We start from the raw sequence: 15,718 nt of genomic DNA on the forward strand, positions 1-15,718 counted from the left end.
GTCGACCACGCTGAGTGTCCACAACACCCGGACGGTTTCGAGAATCGTCCGGGTGTTGTGGACACTCAACAGGGGGTACCCGGGGGCGCGGGGCGCGCTTCCAGCGGGCGGGGATGCGGTTTGCGCGCCTCAGCGGGCTCGTCTTCGCGTGCGCCAGGCCTTCCACGCTTCGGTCGACCAGAGGGCCCAGGCGATTAGCACGGGCTGGAAGAGCAGACGGATGCCGCGAGCGAGGTCGGTGTCGAGGCCGAAGGCGTCGGTGCCCCGGACGAACTGCTCGATGTTGCCGGGGAAGATCGCGACGAAGAAGGCCGCGACGATCCAGCCGACGGCGACGCGCCTGCGGCGGAGGACGAGGAGAGCGAGCCCGAGCGTGATCTCGACGACTCCGGACGCCACCACCGTGACATCGACCGGGAGCGGGAGCCATGACGGCACCTGAGCGACGAAGTCGTCGCGGGCAAACGTCAGGTGCGCGGTGCCGGTGAAGACGAGTGCGGCACCGAGCAGCCAGCGGGCGAGGGTGCGGGTGAGGCTCATCCTCTGAGGGTAGGCGGGCTGCGCGAGACGCGCGAAGGGACCGCGCCGCACACGGGCGGGTCAGGGCCAGCGACTCGATGATGAAGTGGTTGTGGATCGAGTGCCCGCCACGGTTGTGTGTGGAGTCGTGCGGCGCGATGTCCGCAAATGGCACGTTGCCGATCGCGGCGTCGAACGATGCCCGCGGGAGCCGAGTGTCCGCGAACGACTCGGTCCGCACGTCCGCGGCCGGGTACAGCGCCCGCGAGATCGCCGCGGTGAGCGGGTCCAACTCGACACCCGTCATCTGCGCGCCGTCCGGGGCCATGCCCATGAACGTGCCCGCACCGCTTCCCGGTTCCAGCACCCGCCCGCCCGAGACGCGCGTGTCGCCGCGACGGCGTTTGAGTCGGTCCGCAGCTGGCCGCCCGGGTCAGAGCCGGGCGGCGAGGCGGAGCGCGTTTACGGAGCGGAGGTGTTGGTCGGCGCGGTGACGTCCGTTCGCGGGTGAGGGGTGCGGTGCGGCGAGGACGGGAACGACGCGGGGATCTTCGCGCAGGGTGAGATGACGCATGGCTCCGTCCAGGGCCACGGCTCCGTAGGTGACAACGGCCCTGAGCGTGGGCAGCAGCTCCAGCAGCTCACCAAGCGCGAGCCGGCCCTGCTCGACGTCCACGGGTCGGACGCGTCCAGAGATTTCCCACGGGACGAGGTTCCATCGGAGGTAATGGGTGCGGGAGAGTCCGGACTCGATACGGGCCGCCCGGAGCGCGGTGGCGGTGGGCCCGGGGTTGTCTTCGCTGCAGATCGCCGCGGATCCTGCGGCGATGGTCTGAGGTCCGGGCGACTGCATCAGAACGAGGACTCGGCTGACGGTGCCGCCGGAAAGGGGATCGAAGCCCGGAACGAAACGTCTCGTCCCGTCCTCGCTAGTCCGCCATGTCTCGGCGAGGGCGTTCAACGCACGGACGTCTGCGGGTTCGTCGGTGCCGGTCATGCCGGTTGCGGGGGTGCCAGCAAGGTGCCGCGGATCACGGAACCGTGGAACGTGCGGGAAGCGACGATTACCCATGCAGCGACCAGGCCGACGTAGTAGAGGACGGCGAGGCCGGCGACGACGGTGAGACCGGAGTGCAGCGCGAGACCGTTCAGGCCCGTGACGCAGGTGCCGACGGGGAACGTGAACGACCACCACGTCAGACTGAACGGCAGGTGCTCCTTCGCGGTTCGAATGGTGACCGCGAGCGCGATCACGGTCCACAGCAGCGCGAAGCCGAGCATAGCGAAGCCGTACACGAGAGCCACGACCAGCAGCGCCCGCGCGGTGCTCGCGTCCACGACGGTCGGCGCGTTCGAGGCGAGGAGGTTGACGGCGGTGATGGACTGCCCGACCGGGCCGAGGACGATCCACAACGTCGGCACCATCCCGGCCGCGCCGACCTTGTGCTGCGCAAGCCGGTTCCAGATCAGCGTGATCACCACGAGCGATGCGATCAGGCTGAGACCGAAGAAGCCGTAGCAGGACCACAGCAGCGTCTCCCGCGCTTGCCCGGCGGGCGTGTAGGGCAGCAGCAGTGCACCAGTGGAGGCGGACACCATCGGCGGGACGATCGGCATCAGCCAGCCGCCGAACGCGGAATCGGGCTTGTTCTCGTGTCGGGTGAACGCGAGGTAGGGCACGAGTACCGCCGTCACCAGCCCGCCCAGGGTTCCGATGCTCCACAGCACCCAGTCGATGGCGACGGCGGCGGGCACGCCGATCCAGTCCTTGCCGAGTAGGAGGGTGCCGGCGCCGACGGTGAGCAACGCCATCGGCGGTGCGCCGTAGAAGTGCGAGAGGACCGGATTCAGGTGGTGCCTCGCCGCCGTCGAGCGGTAGCGGACCCAGTGCAGTCCGGTCGCGACGGTGAGCGCGACGAGCAGCAGCGCGGCGACGGCCCAGACGACGGTGGCCCCGGTGCGCAGGCCCGGGAACTGCACGGGCAACGACGCGGCGGCGACCGCGACGATGCCGGTCCCCATGATCGACGCGAACCAGTTCGGGGTCAGGTTCGACACGATCAGCCCCGGACGCTCCAGCTCCCGGAACAGGCGCCTCGACGACGGCGCGGGATCCCCAGTCGTGGACGAGGTGCGGGCGGCGAGGGAAACGGTCATGACTCCAGCCTGAACATCACCACCGCCAGCCGATACGGCGATCGTGTTGGCGCGGCACAATGATTGTTTGTGGCGACGCGACGATTGACGGACCGGATCCTGGATCTCGACACACTGGAGGTGCTCCAACGCATAGCCGAGGCCGGTTCGCTCTCCCGCGCAGCCGAAGCGCTCGGTGTCACCCAGCAGGCCGTCTCGGCGCGCCTGCGGGTCGCGGAGCGCGCCATCGGGCAGCCGCTGGTGCACCGCTCCACGGCAGGATCCCTCATGACCGACACGGGCCGGATCTTGCTCGAGCTGGCGAGCCCGGTCCTCGAGGCGTCCCGCCACCTCGAGGCAGGCGTGGCAGCACTGCGCGAGCCGACCGGCTCGCTGGTGGTCGCCGCATCGCAGACCATCGCCGAACTGCTGCTCCCACGCTGGCTGCTCGGATTCCGACAGCGAACACCCGACGTGCGTGTGCGCCTGATCGCCGGCAACTCAGCCACAGCCTTAGAGCTCGTTCGATCCGGTGTCGCGCAGCTCGGATTCATCGAAACACCGACGGCCGCGGCCGAGCTCTCCTCCAGCGTGATCACGGAGGATGAACTCGCCATCGTCGTGGCACCAGACCACCCCTGGGCGCGTACAGCGAGCATCAGCGCCGAGGAAGTGGCCCGGACACCATTGCTGACACGAGAAGAAGGTTCCGGCACCCGAGCCACCCTCGAAGCGTGGCTCCGCGACGTCGGCCTCACGCTCGCGACTCCCGCCGCGGTCCTCGAGACGACGGCGATCATCCGGGCGAACGCCCGCGCCGGCATCGCGCCCGCAGTCATGAGCATCCGCACCGTCGAAGCAGATCTCGCCGCGCGCTTCCTGGTCCGGGTACCGGTACACGGACCAGCACTGGTGCGACCGCTGCGCGCGATCTGGTCCGGTCGCGCCGGGCCGACCGCGGCAGCTTTCCTGGAGATCGCGCACGAGCTGCGCTGACCGATACACGGCTCGTCGCGGCGCCGACTCCCGCTACGCGCCGCTATTCGCTACGCCGTCAACGAAAGGCCGCCGCCCGCCCCGTCAGCGGCGCAGGATGCGGTGCGCGAGCGCGTTGCCGATGAGCTGCCCTGCCTGCACGATGACGACGATGATCGCCACCGTCACCCACGTCGCCTGCTGATTGAACTGCTGGTAGCCGTAGATGATCGCGAAGTTTCCGAGGCCGCCGCCGCCGATGTATCCGGCCATCGCCGACATGTCGACGACCGCGATGAACATGAACGTGTAGCCGAGGATCAGCGGGGCCAGCGCCTCGGGGATGACGACGCCGAACAGCACGCCGATGCGGCGCGCGCCCACGGCCCGAGCGGCCTCGACGGTGCCCGGGTCGACGGCCACGAGGTTCTGTTCGACGACGCGGGCGATCACGACCGTGGCCATGATCGTGATGGGGACGATCGCGGCATCCGTGCCCAGGGTCGTCCCCGTCACCGCGCGCGTGACCGGAGCCACGGCGGTGAGGAAGATGATGAAGGGAATCGGGCGAATGAGGTTGATCACGAGGTTCGCGACGGCGAAGACCACGCGATTCTCGAACAGGTTGCCCGGCCGCGTGGCGTACAGCAGCGCGCCGATGACCAGGCCCGCGACGCCCGAGATGAGCAGCGAGACGGCGACCATGTAGACGGTCTCGCCGATCGACTGGATCAGCACCGGGGTGAGGGTGTCCCACTTGTTCACGAGCGCACCCCCTGCGCGGGGAGGACGACGTCGGTGTGGGCGCGCAGCTCAGTCACGACGGCGTCGAGATCATCCCCGTGCACGCGGTACGTCAGCGTGCCGAGCTGGCGCCCGAGCACGTCGGTCACCCCGCCGTAGACGACGGAATGTCGCACACCGTGGCGATGGAACACGTTCGAGACGTCTTCGCTCGAGAACTCGTTCACCTCGACGCTCACCAGTTCTCCCCCGCCCGCGGCGAGCGCCGCCAGCGCCTCACCCGAGGGCACGCCCTGCGTCACCGCCGCGACGAAGCGCTTGGTGAGCTCGGCGCGCGGGTGGGCGAACACGCGGTAGGTGTCGCCGCTGTCAACGACGCGGCCGCCGTCCATCACGATCACCTGGTCGCACAGCTCGTGCACGATCGAGATCTGGTGCGTGATGACGACGATCGTGATGCCCAGGCGCCGGTTGATCTCGCGCAGCAGGTCGAGCACCTCGGCCGTGGTCTGCGGGTCGAGGGCACTGGTGGCTTCGTCGGCGAGCAGGATGCGAGGGTCCGTGGCGATCGCACGGGCGATGCCGACGCGCTGCTTCTGCCCGCCCGACAGGCGCCGCGGGTACTGCTTCGCCTTATCGCCGATCCCGACGAAGTCGAGCAGCTCGGCGACGCGCTTGTCGCGGTCGGCCTTCTTCCATCCCGCCACCTTGAGCGGGTACGCGACGTTGGCCGCCACGGTCCGCGAGGTGAAGAGATTGAACTGCTGGAAGATCATGCCCACGCGGCGTCGGAGGTCGCGCAGCCTCGCCTCGGTGGCATCCCCCACATTCACTCCGAGCACCTCGACGGTGCCGGACGTGGGCTGCTCGAGACCGTTGAGCAGCCGCACGAGGGTCGACTTGCCGGCACCGGAGTAACCGATCACCCCGACGATCGACCCCTCCTCCACCGTGAGCGACACGTCGTCGACGGCGGTGGTGGAGGTGCGGCGATCGGTGCGGAAGCTCTTGGTGACGCCCCGCAGCTCGATGACCGCGGTCATCCCTTCTGAGCCTTGAGGGCGTCTTCGAGGCTCGTCAGCTCGTCCTGCAGCTGCGCGCCGGTCCACTCGGTCTTGAACTGCAGGTTGCCCTGGTTCAGCTCGGTGACCGCGGCCTCGACCTCGGTGGAGTGGTACGCGGCGACGACCTTGGCCCAGCGCGGGTCGTCCTTCTTGTCGTCGCGCGTGACGAAGGCGTTGATGTACGGGGCGAGCTGCGGGTTGTTCAGGTCTTCCTTGAAGATGATGAGCTCGTCGCCGAGCCCGCCCTTCTGCGCCTGCGTGTTGTTGACGATCGCGGCCTGGGCGCTGCCGTCTTTGAGCGCGGTGACGGTCTGGTTGGTGTCGACGGGCAGCAGCTCGACCTTCGTCGAGACGATGTCGGCCGGCGTCGAGAAGGCGTTGCCGCCGTCCTTGAGTGTGAGCAGCCCCGCCGTCTGCAGGTTGAGCAGGCCGCGGGCGAGGTTCGTCGGGTTGTTGGGGATCGCGACCTTCGCCCCCTCGGGCAGGTCTTTCACGTCGGTGTACTTCTCGGAGTACAGCGCGAGCGGGTACACGGCGGTCGCGCCGACCGGCACGAGCGAGCCGTTGTTCTCGACGTTGAACTGCGACAGGTAGATGAGGTGCTGGAAGAGGTTGCCGTCGAGCTCGCCGTCCTGCACGCCCTGGTTGAGCTGAACGCCATCGTTGATGGTGCGCACCTCAAGGTCGATGCCCTCGTCGGCGAGCTTCTGCTTCAGCACCGTCCAGTGCGTCTCGTTGCCGTCGTCGGCTCCGAGCACGAGGCGGGACTCGTCACCGCCCTGGGCACCGCCGGAGCAGCCGGTGAGCGTCAGCATCAGGGCAGTGGCGGAAGCACTGAGGATCGTGGCCAGGCGTGCGGTGCGTCGAGAGGTCATGAGACCACGTCAGCACGCGGCATCCGGGATCGGAATTCGAGGCGTTACGGCCGGTAACGGGCTGTCACGCGGAGTAATGGATTGGGTGGATGCCGAGGCATCGGCGATGATCGCGCGCCTCATCGACCCGCGGGCTCACAGCGGAGGCGTAGCCTCGACAGTGATGTCACGGGATGAGAACGCGCGTAAAAGGTTGTCCCGGAACAGCCCGCAGGGTCTGGTCGTCGCGATCCTGGCCCTCGCGGGCCTGTGCTCGTCGTTCATGTTCACCCTCGTGGTGCCCATCCAGTCGCAGTTGCCGCAGCTGCTGAACGCCTCGCGCGACGACACCGCCTGGGTCGTGACCTCGACGCTGCTGGCTGCGGCTGTCATCACCCCGATCGCCGGCCGCCTGGGCGATATGTACGGAAAGCGCCGCATCGTGCTGGTGCTGCTGGTCGTGATGATGCTCGGTTCGGTGGTCGCCGCACTGTCGACCGGGATCATCGGCATGATCGTCGGTCGCGCCCTGCAGGGGGCGGTCGTCGGCGTGGTGCCGCTGGGCATCTCGATCATGCGCGACGTTCTGCACGAGAACCGCGTCGACAGCGCGATCGCGCTCATGAGCGCGACCCTCGGCGTCGGTGGCGCCCTGGGTCTGCCGATCAGTGCCCTCGTGGCCGAGAACACCGACTGGCACTGGTTGTTCTGGATCGCCGGCGCCCTCGGCGCGCTCGTCTTCGTCCTGATCCTCTGGATCGTCCCCGTCAGCGTGCTCCGCACCGCGGGGCGCTTCGACTACCTCGGCGCCGTGGGCCTCGCGATCGGCCTGATCGGCGTGCTGCTGGCCGTCTCGCGCGGTAACTCGTGGGGCTGGACGTCGCCGCTGACGCTGAGCCTCGCCATCGGCGGTGTCGCCGTGCTGCTGCTGTGGGGCTGGTACGAGTTGCGCGTCGAGAACCCGTTGCTCGACCTTCGGGTCGCGGCCCGCCGCCCCGTGCTGCTCACCAATCTGGCATCCGTCGCGATGGGCTTCGCCCTGTTCACCTCGAACGTCGCGTACCCGCAGATGCTCGAGCTGCCGGTGGCGACCGGCGTCGGCCTCGGCCTGTCGCTGCTCGCCGCGAGCCTCGTCGTCATGCCGTCGGGCCTGGTGATGATGGTGCTTTCGCCGATCTCGGGCACCCTCGCCCGCACGATCGGGCCCCGGGTGCTGCTGGTCGCGGGGTCGATCTCGCTGATCCTCGCCTACGGCTTCAGTCTGATGTTCTCGACCGAGGTGTGGCACTTCGTCGTGGCGAACATCCTCATCGGCTTCGGGATCGGCTTCGGCTACGCTGCCATGCCCATGCTCATCATGCGGGCGGTGCCGCCGAGCGAGACCGGCGCCTCGAACGGCCTGAATGCCCTCGCGCGATCGCTCGGGACGAGCACGGCCGCGGCGATCGTCGGCGTCGTGCTCGCGACCCTGTCGACCGGCAGCGGCGACACCCGCGTGCCGACCTCGCAGGCGTTCCAGGTGTCGTTCCTGATGGGCATCGGGGCGGCCGCGATCGCCCTGGTGCTGGCGCTGCTGATTCCCACGCGATCGACGCCGATCGACAAGCGGCCTTCCCTGCCCTGAGCCCTCCGCCCTCTTGTCACGGAATGCACGCGGGACGATCATGGTCCCGTAGAGCAAAGGAGCTGACATGGCGGGCAAATTCGAGCTGTACAAATCCCCCAACGGCCAATTCCGCTTTCGCCTGAAAGCCGGGAATGGCGAGATCATCGCCGTTTCCGAGGCCTACACGACCAAAGCTGCGGCGACGAACGGCATTCAATCCGTGAAGAACAATGCGGATTCGCCGGTCGTCGATCTGACCTGACGGGGCGTCGCCGGCGGGCCGACAGGACGGTCCCCGCTCAGTCCAGCAGCAGCGCCGGCTCCTCGAGCACGGATGCCACGTCCGCGATGAACCGCGAGATCCCGTCGCCGTCGACCACGCGGTGATCGAACGAGCCCGACACCGTGGTCACCCAGCGGGGGCGCACCTCGCCGTCGACGACCCACGGCTTCTGGCGGATCGCGCCGAGCGCGATGATGCCCGCCTCACCGGGGTTGATGATCGGGGTCCCGGCATCCACTCCGAAGACGCCGATGTTCGTGATCGTGAACGTGCCGCCGGTCTGGTCTGCGGGGCTCGTCTTGCCCTCGCGCGCGGTGAGGGTGAGGGTCTCGAGCGCCTTGGCCAGCTCGCGCGTGTTCATCGACTGCGCGTCCTTGATGTTCGGAACCAGCAGGCCGCGCGGGGTCGCCGCGGCGATGCCGAGGTTCACGTAGTGGCGCACCGAGATCTGCGCGCCGTCCTCGGTGTCGACCCAGGCGGCATTGATCATCGGCGTGCGACGCAGGGCCCAGATCACGGCGCGCGCCATGATCAGCAGCGGCGAGATCTTCACGTCGGCGAAGTCGGGTGAGGCCTTGAGGCGCTTGACGAGCTCCATCGTGCGCGAGGCGTCGACGTCGACCCACACCGACACGTGCGGCGCCGAGTACGCGCTCGAGGTCATCGCGTTGGCGGTCGCCTTGCGCACGCCGCGGACGGGGATCGACTCCTCGCGGGCGTCGGAGGCGGGGGCGGATGCCGTGGGCGCGGGCGTCGCGGGAGCAGCCACCGGGATCGTCTCCTCGCGCACGGCGCCCCACGCGGGCGTCTCGATGTTGCGGAAGACGCTCGCCTGCTCGGCGTGCTTGACGACGTCGTCGCGGGTCACCTCTCCGGCGGGGCCGCTGGGCGTCACCGCCGAGAGATCGACGCCGAGGTCGCGCGCGAGCTTGCGGATCGGGGGCTTGGCGACCACGCCGACCGAGGCCTTCACGGGGCGCTCGGCGGGCTTGCGGCGACGCGACGACACCGCACCGCCCGTGCCGTAACCGACGAGGACCGCTCCGCCGGGGTCGCTGGGCTCGGGGACGCTGACCGGGGCCGCGGGCGCCGGGGCGGCGGCATCCGTCGATCCGATCGTGATGATCGGGGCGCCGACCTCCACGGTCGACCCCTCGGATGCCAGCAGCTCGCCGACCGTACCGGAGTAGGGCGACGGCAGCTCGACGAGCGACTTGGCCGTCTCGATCTCGACGATCACGTCGTTGACGGCGACCGTGTCACCGGGCGCGACGCGCCATTGCACGATCTCGGCCTCGGTGAGGCCTTCTCCGACGTCGGGGAGAACGAAGGTCTGCTCGGTCACGGTGTGTCCTTTGCTCGAAAGCCAGCTTGTCACCGGCGGCGCCGCAACGGAATGCAGACGCGGTCGGCGGGTGTCGGCGGGCGCGGGGCGGAAAGGGTCAGTACGCCAGAGACCGGTCGACGGCCTCGAGGATGCGGTCGGCGTCGGGCAGGTACGTGCCCTCGAGCTTCGCGGGCGGGAACGGCACGTCGAAGCCCGACACGCGCAGCACCGGGGCCTCGAGCGCGAAGAACGCCTTCTCCATCACGGTCGCGGCGATCTCGGAGCCGAGCGAGGTGAAGCCCGGGGCCTCCTGCGCGTAGACCATGCGGCCGGTGCGACGCACCGAGTCGAGCAGCGGGCCGTAGTCGACGGGCGACAGGGAGCGCAGGTCGATGACCTCGCAGCTCGTGCCCTCGCTCTCGGCGAGTGCGGCCGCCTGCAGCAGGGTCGTGACCATCGCGCCGTGACCGACGAGCGTCACGTCGGTGCCGCGGCGCACGATGCGGCTCGCGTGCAGCGGCAGAGCGGGCGCATCGAGGTCGACCTCGCCCTTCTGCCAGTACTTCGCCTTCGGCTCGAGGAACACGACCGGGTCGGGCGAGTCGATCGCCTGCTGGATCATCCAGTACGCGTCGTTCGCGTTCGAGGGGCTGACCACGCGCAGACCCGCCGTGTGCGTGAAGTACGCCTCGGGGCTCTCCTGGTGGTGCTCGACGGCGCCGATGTGCCCGCCGTAGGGGATGCGGATGACGACGGGCATGCGCACCGCACCCTCGTGGCGGTTCGTGATCTTCGCCAGCTGCGAGGTGATCTGGTCGAAGGCGGGGAAGACGAATCCGTCGAACTGGATCTCGAGGACGGGCTTGAACCCGCCCATCGCGAGACCGATCGCGGTGCCGACGATGCCCGACTCGGCCAGCGGCGAGTCGATGACGCGACGCGGACCGAAGTCCTTCTGCAGGCCCTCGGTCACGCGGAAGACGCCGCCGAGCGGGCCGATGTCCTCGCCCATGAGCAGGACGCGGTCGTCCGTCTCGAGCGCGCGACGGAGGCCCGCGTTGAGCGCGCGGCTGATCGGAAGGTTCTCGGTCACTTCGCGCCCCCGTCCATCGACGCCTCGTAGTCGTCGAGCCAGCGCTGCTCCTCCTGGATGAGCGCGTGCGCCTCGGAGTAGACGCTCTCGAACATGTGCGCGCGCGGGATCGAACCGAGTTCGTTCGTGCGCACGCGCACGTCGTCGGCGAGGGCGGCACCCTCGGCATCCGCGTCGTCGAAGAACTGCTGCGAGGCGCCGCGCCCCTCGAGGAACGCGCGCATGCGGGCGATCGGGTCGCGCCCGGCCCACGACTTCTCTTCGTCGGAGGTGCGGTACTTCGTGGGGTCGTCGCTCGTGGTGTGCGCGCCCATGCGGTACGTCATCGCCTCGATCGCGCGGGGGCCACCGCCGGCGCGGGCTTCCTCGAGGGCGACCTTCGACACGGCGTAGCTGGCGAGCACGTCGTTTCCGTCGACCTGGAGGCTCGGGATGCCGTACCCCTCACCGCGCTTGTACAGCGGCGAGCGCGACTGCGTCGCGACGGGGACCGAGATGGCCCACTGGTTGTTCTGCAGGAAGAAGACCTCGGGGGTCTGGAAGCTCGCGGCGAAGACCATCGCCTCGTGCACGTCGCCCTGGCTGGAGGCACCGTCGCCGTAGTAGACGATGACGGCCTCGTCGCGCTCGGGGTCGCCCGTGCCGCTCTTTCCGTCGAACACCAGGCCCATCGCAAGACCCGTGGCGTGCAGCGTCTGCGCGCCGAGCACGAGCGTGTAGATGTGCGTGTTGCCGTTCTTCGGGTCGGTCGGGTCCCACCCGCCGTGCGTGAGTCCGCGCATGAGCCGGATGATGTCGAGCGGGTCGACGCCGCGGATGCGCGTGACCACGTGCTCGCGGTACGAGGGGAAGATGTGGTCCTGCGCGCGGGCCGCGCGGGCCGAGCCGACCTGGGCCGCCTCCTGCCCGAAAGACGGCGGCCACAGAGCCAGTTGTCCCTGACGCTGCAGGTTGGTGGCCTGCACGTCGAAGGCGCGGATCGACACCATGTCGCGGTAGAAGGTCTCGAGGTCGGCGTCGCTGAGGGCGTCGATGAGCGGCAGGTAGCGCTCGGCCGCGGGCGTGGGCGCCAGGGTGCCGTCGGCTGCCAGAACGCGCACGAGAGCGGGATCGTCGAGCGGGGTCATGGTCCCACGCTAACGCGCGACCCATGCGTGAGACCGCATGAGGTGCACAACGGATGCCGGAATCCGACGTGCCTGATCGACAAAGACGCCGCGCGGGTCAGCGCACGGCGGTGGCTGCGGCGACCTCGACCACGCGGTCGAGCGATTCTTCTTCGCCGATCGAGATGCGGATGCCGTCGCCCGGGAACGGGCGCACGATGAGCCCCGCCTCCTCGAAGGCGGCGGCGACCTCGACCGTCCGGTCTCCGGCGGCGAGCCACACGAAGTTGCCCTGCGCGTCGGGGACGTCCCACCCGGCCTCGCGGAGGCGGTCGACCAGGCGGTCGCGACGCTCGGCGATGACCTTCACACGGTGGAGCAGCTCGCTCTCGGCATCCAGGCTCGCGATGGCCGCGGCCTCTCCGGCCGCGGTGACCGAGAGCGGAATCGCGGTGCTGCGCGCGGCGTCCAGCACGCCGGTGTGGCCGATCGCGTAGCCGATCCGCAGACCCGCGAGACCGTAGGCCTTCGAGAAGGTGCGGAGCACGACCACGTTCGGCCGGTTGAGCACGGCGCGCACGCGACTTCCCTCGACCGAATCGGGATCGGTGACGAACTCGGCGTAGGCCTCGTCGAGCACGACGAGCACGTCGCGCGGCACGGCGTCGACGAACGCGGCGAACTCGTCGTAGCCGACGGTGGGCCCGGTGGGGTTGTTGGGGCTGCACACGATCACGAGGCGCGTGCGCTCGGTGACGGCGGCGGCCATCGCGGGAAGGTCGTGACGGGAGTCGGCCGTGAGCGGCACCTGCACACTCTTGGCCCCCGCGACCGCGACGAGCGAGGGGTACGCCTCGAACGAGCGCCACGCGTAGACGACCTCGTCGCCGGGGCCCGAGGTCGCGAGCAGCAGCTGCGCGAGCACCGAGACGCTGCCGGCGCCGACGTGCACCTCGTCGGGCGAGACGCCGTACCGCGCGGCGAGACGCTCGCGCAGGCGCGCGGCCGTGGCATCCGGGTATCTGTTGAACGCTCCCGCGGCCACGACCGCCTCGAGGACGCCGGGGAGGGGCTCGAAGGGGTTCTCGTTGCTCGAGAGCTTGAAGGCGTCGGGGCTGGCCTGCCGACCCTGGCGGTACGCGGGCAGGGCGGCGATCTCGGGGCGGATACGGGGCAGGACCGGCTCTTCACTCACCCCGCGAGCCTAACCGGGGGCTCGCCGCGCGCGTCAGCCCCTCTTTCCGAATCCCCTCCTTCCCACGGTGGAGAGGACCGCGAGCTCTCCACAAGCCCGTGGTGCTGCACCGACTGCGTGCCACGATGGGGGCATGCGCTTCGTCGTCCGCGTCGCCGTCAACGCCTTCGCCATCTGGATCGTCACCCTGCTGCCCGCCCTGCAGGTGCGGCTCATCCCCTTCGCACCGGGCGAGTGGTTCCAGGTGCTGCTCACGCTCCTGGTGGTGGGGCTGATCTTCGCCCTGGTGAACACGATCATCGGCACCGTGGTGAAGGTCGTCGCGATCCCGCTCTACATCCTCACGCTCGGGCTCATCTCGCTCATCATCAACGGCTTCCTGCTGTGGCTGACGGCGATCATCACCGAGAACTGGGACTGGGGACTGCGCACGGGCGAGTTCTGGCTCACGGTCGTCGCGGCGCTGCTGATCGGCATCATCAACGCCGTGCTCGGCGGCGTGTTCCGGCCGCGCCGCGAAGAACGCGAACGACGCTGATGCGCTGGGGGTGCATCACCGCCATGATGGAGGGATGACGACGACCCCCGACGCGCCGTTCCGCGTCGTGTTCGTATGCAGCGGCAACATCTGCCGCTCACCCATGGCCGACGTGGTGTTCCGCCGCATGATCCACACGTCCGGCCTCGGAGCGCACGTCGCATCGAGTTCGGCCGGCACCGGCGACTGGCACGTCGGTGAACGCGCCGACCACCGCACCCTCGCCGCCCTCGACCGACTGGGCTACGACGGCTCGTCGCACCGTGCCCGGCAGTTCCAGTACACCGACTTCGAACGCAACGACCTCGTGGTCGCCCTCGACCGCAGCCACGAGCGTGTGCTCCGCGGCTGGGCGCGACACGACGACGACGCCGACAAGATCGCGTTGCTGCAGTCCTTCCTTCCGGATGCCGAGACCCTCGACGTCCCCGACCCGTACTACGCCGGGCCCCCGATGTTCGACGAGGTGCTCGGTATGATCGAACGCGCCAGCAGGGCCCTGTTCCGACAGCTCGAGCCCGCCATCCGTTCCGCGGGCTGACCCGTTCGCGCGATCCCCGGGAGACCCGTGTCCTCTCTGCCCCCGCAGCCCCTCAGCCCGCTCGACGGCCGCTACTTCGCCACCGTCGCAGAACTCGGCGACTACCTGTCGGAGGCCGGGCTCAACCGTGCCCGCGTCGAGGTAGAGGTCGAATGGCTGCTCGCCCTGACCGATCGCTCGCTGTTCGGCACCGCACCCGTCTCCGACGACGACCGGGCCCGCCTGCGCGCGCTGTACGAGGAGTTCGGCGCCGACGAGATCGCCTGGCTCAAAGAGAAAGAGGCGGTCACCCGCCACGACGTGAAGGCCGTCGAGTACCTCGTGCGCGACCGCCTCGACGCCCTCGGTCTCACCGCCCTCGCCGAGCTCACGCACTTCGCCTGCACGAGCGAGGACATCAACTCCACCGCCTACGCCCTCACCGTGCAGCGCGCGGTCGAGCGCGTGTGGCTGCCCAAGCTCCGCTCGGTCACGGCCGCCCTCGCCGAGCTCGCGACGCAGCACCGCGACGCAGCCATGCTCTCTCGCACGCACGGCCAGCCCGCCACGCCCACCACCATGGGCAAAGAGATCGGGGTGTTCGCGTGGCGCCTCGAGCGCGTCATCCGCCAGTTGGATGCCGGAGAGTACCTCGCGAAGTTCTCGGGAGCCACCGGCACCTGGTCGGCGCACGTCGCCGCAGAACCGGACGTCGACTGGCCGTCGCTGACGCGCGCGTTCATCGAGTCGCTGGGCCTGGGCTTCAACCCGGTCACCACCCAGATCGAGTCGCACGACTGGCAGGTCGAGCTCTACGACCGGGCGCGTCACGCCGGCGGCATCCTGCACAACCTCGCCACAGACATCTGGACCTACATCTCGCTCGGGTACTTCACCCAGATCCCCGTCGCGGGGGCCACCGGGTCGTCGACCATGCCGCACAAGATCAACCCGATCCGGTTCGAGAACGCCGAGGCGAACCTCGAGATCGCGGGCGGATTGTTCGGCACTCTGGCATCCACTCTCGTGACGAGCCGCATGCAGCGCGACCTCACCGACTCCACGACGCAGCGCAACATCGGTGTCGCCTTCGGTCACTCGCTGCTCGCGCTCGACAACCTGCAGCGCGGCCTCACCGAGATCTCGCTCGCCGAGGACGTTCTGCTGGCCGACCTCGACACGAACTGGGAGGTTCTCGCCGAGGCGATCCAGACGGTCGTTCGCGCCGAGATCGCCGCCGGCCGTTCGCAGATCACCGACCCCTACGCCCTGCTCAAGGACCTGACGCGCGGACGCCGCGTCGGCGCGCCCGAGCTGGCCGAGTTCGTGCGCGGCCTCGACATCGGCGATGCCGCGAAGGAGCGCCTGCTCGCGCTCACGCCCGCTGCCTACGCCGGGCTGGCGTCGCAGGTGGTCGACGCGCTCTAACGCGTTGCGGGGTCGCGCCCTGCCCTCCCGCCGCGTGTCCAGAGCACCCCGCACCGTCCCGCGCCGACGGCGCGTCTGGGACACTCACGCCGTGAGGTGGGGCGGGGCGCGCGTTCGGGTGCTCCTCGCCATGCCGCGCTCGTCGCGTCGCGTTGCGTCACCCCCGGCCTGTTGAGTGTCCAAGACACCCGGACGAAATTAGAAAACGTCCGGGTGTTCTGGACACTCGACGGGGTTGCGCCGGCGGCGGACGACCACCCATCCCCGGCCCGCGTCAGAGAAAAGTCCCCCTGGACGCCGCGCACCGCCGACCCATAGTGTTGACGTCAA

General features: G+C 69.5%; 16 protein-coding genes. 6 read left to right on the forward strand and 10 right to left on the reverse strand.

Features of this window, described 5'->3' with window-relative positions:
* Positions 1–129: 129 nt before the first annotated feature.
* The 3 genes from DEU35_RS11515 to DEU35_RS11530 form a co-directional block, all read right to left on the reverse strand.
* Positions 130–540, reverse strand: a complete 411-nt coding sequence (locus tag DEU35_RS11515) for a hypothetical protein (RefSeq protein ID WP_116239722.1) — start codon at positions 538–540, stop codon at positions 130–132.
* A 412-nt stretch (positions 541–952) separates the two neighbouring features.
* Positions 953–1,516, reverse strand: coding sequence for a uracil-DNA glycosylase (locus DEU35_RS11525; RefSeq protein WP_181904638.1), 564 nt, complete (start codon positions 1,514–1,516; stop codon positions 953–955).
* A complete protein-coding gene (locus DEU35_RS11530; protein ID WP_116239583.1) occupies positions 1,513–2,676 on the reverse strand; it encodes a TDT family transporter in 1,164 nt (387 codons plus the stop codon). Before DEU35_RS11530 ends, DEU35_RS11525 begins: the two co-directional genes overlap by 4 nt.
* A gap of 69 nt (positions 2,677–2,745) precedes the next feature.
* Here DEU35_RS11530 and DEU35_RS11535 point away from each other — a divergent pair, with 69 nt between their 5' ends.
* Entirely contained in the window at positions 2,746–3,651 is a 906-nt protein-coding gene (locus tag DEU35_RS11535; RefSeq protein WP_116239584.1) for a LysR family transcriptional regulator, read from the forward strand.
* Between the two features lie 84 nt (positions 3,652–3,735).
* On the opposite strand, the gene DEU35_RS11540 is transcribed toward DEU35_RS11535, so the two are convergent.
* Genes DEU35_RS11540 through DEU35_RS11550 form a run of 3 tightly spaced genes read right to left on the reverse strand, consistent with a single transcriptional unit; the run spans position 3,736 to position 6,313 of the window.
* The gene (locus DEU35_RS11540) at positions 3,736–4,395 is read right to left on the reverse strand and encodes a methionine ABC transporter permease (RefSeq protein WP_103207710.1); all 660 of its coding nucleotides are present in this window, start codon (positions 4,393–4,395) and stop codon (positions 3,736–3,738) included.
* Complete coding sequence (locus DEU35_RS11545; protein WP_103207708.1) at positions 4,392–5,417, reverse strand: methionine ABC transporter ATP-binding protein; 1,026 nt, start codon at positions 5,415–5,417, stop codon at positions 4,392–4,394. Before DEU35_RS11545 ends, DEU35_RS11540 begins: the two co-directional genes overlap by 4 nt.
* Positions 5,414–6,313 carry a MetQ/NlpA family ABC transporter substrate-binding protein gene (locus tag DEU35_RS11550; RefSeq protein WP_116239585.1) on the reverse strand — a complete coding sequence of 300 codons (900 nt, stop codon included), beginning with the start codon at positions 6,311–6,313 and terminating at the stop codon, positions 5,414–5,416. Before DEU35_RS11550 ends, DEU35_RS11545 begins: the two co-directional genes overlap by 4 nt.
* A gap of 163 nt (positions 6,314–6,476) precedes the next feature.
* Between DEU35_RS11550 and DEU35_RS11555 the strand changes: the two genes are divergently transcribed.
* Positions 6,477–7,916, forward strand: coding sequence for an MFS transporter (locus tag DEU35_RS11555; RefSeq protein WP_116239723.1), 1,440 nt, complete (start codon positions 6,477–6,479; stop codon positions 7,914–7,916).
* A gap of 67 nt (positions 7,917–7,983) precedes the next feature.
* A complete protein-coding gene (locus DEU35_RS11560; protein ID WP_094734354.1) occupies positions 7,984–8,160 on the forward strand; it encodes a YegP family protein in 177 nt (58 codons plus the stop codon).
* 37 nt (positions 8,161–8,197) lie between these two features.
* Here the strand turns inward: DEU35_RS11560 and DEU35_RS11565 are convergent, their stop codons facing one another.
* From DEU35_RS11565 to DEU35_RS11580, 4 genes are all read right to left on the reverse strand, one after another.
* The gene (locus tag DEU35_RS11565) at positions 8,198–9,526 is read right to left on the reverse strand and encodes a dihydrolipoamide acetyltransferase family protein (RefSeq protein ID WP_116239586.1); all 1,329 of its coding nucleotides are present in this window, start codon (positions 9,524–9,526) and stop codon (positions 8,198–8,200) included.
* Positions 9,527–9,623: 97 nt separating this feature from the next.
* Complete coding sequence (locus tag DEU35_RS11570; RefSeq protein ID WP_116239587.1) at positions 9,624–10,601, reverse strand: alpha-ketoacid dehydrogenase subunit beta; 978 nt, start codon at positions 10,599–10,601, stop codon at positions 9,624–9,626.
* Complete coding sequence (locus DEU35_RS11575) at positions 10,598–11,728, reverse strand: thiamine pyrophosphate-dependent dehydrogenase E1 component subunit alpha (RefSeq protein WP_116239588.1); 1,131 nt, start codon at positions 11,726–11,728, stop codon at positions 10,598–10,600. Before DEU35_RS11575 ends, DEU35_RS11570 begins: the two co-directional genes overlap by 4 nt.
* A gap of 97 nt (positions 11,729–11,825) precedes the next feature.
* Positions 11,826–12,902, reverse strand: coding sequence for a histidinol-phosphate transaminase (locus DEU35_RS11580; protein WP_116239589.1), 1,077 nt, complete (start codon positions 12,900–12,902; stop codon positions 11,826–11,828).
* 133 nt (positions 12,903–13,035) lie between these two features.
* Here DEU35_RS11580 and DEU35_RS11585 point away from each other — a divergent pair, with 133 nt between their 5' ends.
* The 3 genes from DEU35_RS11585 to purB are packed head-to-tail and all read left to right on the forward strand — an operon-like array spanning position 13,036 to position 15,388.
* Positions 13,036–13,440: a phage holin family protein gene (locus DEU35_RS11585; RefSeq protein ID WP_103207696.1), complete on the forward strand. Its 405-nt coding sequence runs from the start codon at positions 13,036–13,038 to the stop codon at positions 13,438–13,440.
* 34 nt (positions 13,441–13,474) lie between these two features.
* The gene (locus DEU35_RS11590) at positions 13,475–13,981 is read left to right on the forward strand and encodes a low molecular weight protein-tyrosine-phosphatase (RefSeq protein ID WP_103207694.1); all 507 of its coding nucleotides are present in this window, start codon (positions 13,475–13,477) and stop codon (positions 13,979–13,981) included.
* Positions 13,982–14,008: 27 nt separating this feature from the next.
* A complete protein-coding gene (gene purB / locus DEU35_RS11595) occupies positions 14,009–15,388 on the forward strand; it encodes an adenylosuccinate lyase (RefSeq protein ID WP_103207693.1) in 1,380 nt (459 codons plus the stop codon).
* Positions 15,389–15,718: the final 330 nt, after the last annotated feature.

The sequence above is a fragment of the Microbacterium sp. AG157 genome (assembly GCF_003385695.1).
GTDB classification, from domain to species: Bacteria; Actinomycetota; Actinomycetes; order Actinomycetales; family Microbacteriaceae; genus Microbacterium; species Microbacterium testaceum.